2 pseudogenes are annotated in these 872 nt (G+C 70.9%); both read right to left on the bottom strand.

Annotated features, from left to right (window positions below):
• A pseudogene (locus G3N97_RS39100) lies at window positions 1–369 on the bottom strand (ABC transporter permease); the annotation flags it as partial.
• Window positions 366–872, bottom strand: a pseudogene (locus G3N97_RS39095) (sugar ABC transporter ATP-binding protein); the annotation flags it as partial. The pseudogenes G3N97_RS39100 and G3N97_RS39095, both read right to left, overlap by 4 nt.

Raw genomic sequence — 872 nt, 5'->3', positions numbered from 1 at the left:
CTCGGCGCTCGTCGCGCCGACGCGCAGCGTGACCGCGTAGACGGCGGCGCACAGGCCCATGTTCGCGGCGATGGAAAGGTCGAGGCCGCCCTTGATCGGATCCGCGCCGCCGCCGATCAGCACGGCCGTGAGCCCCAGCCCGAGCACGCCGACCACCGCCGATTGCTGCACGATATTGGCGAGATTCGCCACCGTGAGAAAGAGCGGCGACGTCAGCGCAAACACCGCGAATACCAGCGCGAACGCGAGCACCGCGCCGCCGCGCAGCCAGAATTGCGCGCCGGCGGGCTGACGCGTCGCGTCGATATCGCGCGGTGCGTCGGGCTTGTCGCCCAGCGCGTCGAGGCGCTCGATCACCTTGCCGTTCATGCGGCGTTCTCCTGAGTTGGCGCGGCCTCGGCGCGGCGGCGCGCGAGCGTGGCCCACGCGAGCAGATCCTGCGTGCTGGCCGTCTGCGAGTCCACGTCCTGCACGATCGCGCCGCGTGCCAGCACGAGCACGCGATCGGTCACGTCGAGCAGTTCGTGCAGATCGCTCGAAAAGATCAGCACCGACGCGCCTTGCGCCACGAGTTCGTCGATGAGCCGATAGATGTCCGCTTTCGCGCCCACGTCGACGCCCACGGTCGGTTCATCGAGGATGTAGATGCCGCCGCCTCCGGCCTGCGCGCGCCCGAGCCATTTGCCGAGCGCGACCTTCTGCTGGTTGCCGCCCGAGAGATGGCTCACGGGCGCGTGTGGGCCGGGCGTGCGCACGCCGAGCGTGTCGATCAGCGCGCGTGCGGCCGCGGTCTCGCGGCGCGTATCGACGAGGCCGAAGCGGCTGAAGCGCGCGAGGCTCGCCAGCGACAGGTTCTCGCGCACGGGCAGCGC

Source organism: Paraburkholderia sp. Ac-20347 (assembly GCF_017104805.1).
GTDB classification, from domain to species: domain Bacteria; phylum Pseudomonadota; class Gammaproteobacteria; order Burkholderiales; family Burkholderiaceae; genus Paraburkholderia; species Paraburkholderia tropica.
This window is presented reverse-complemented; position numbering and strand designations above follow the sequence as displayed.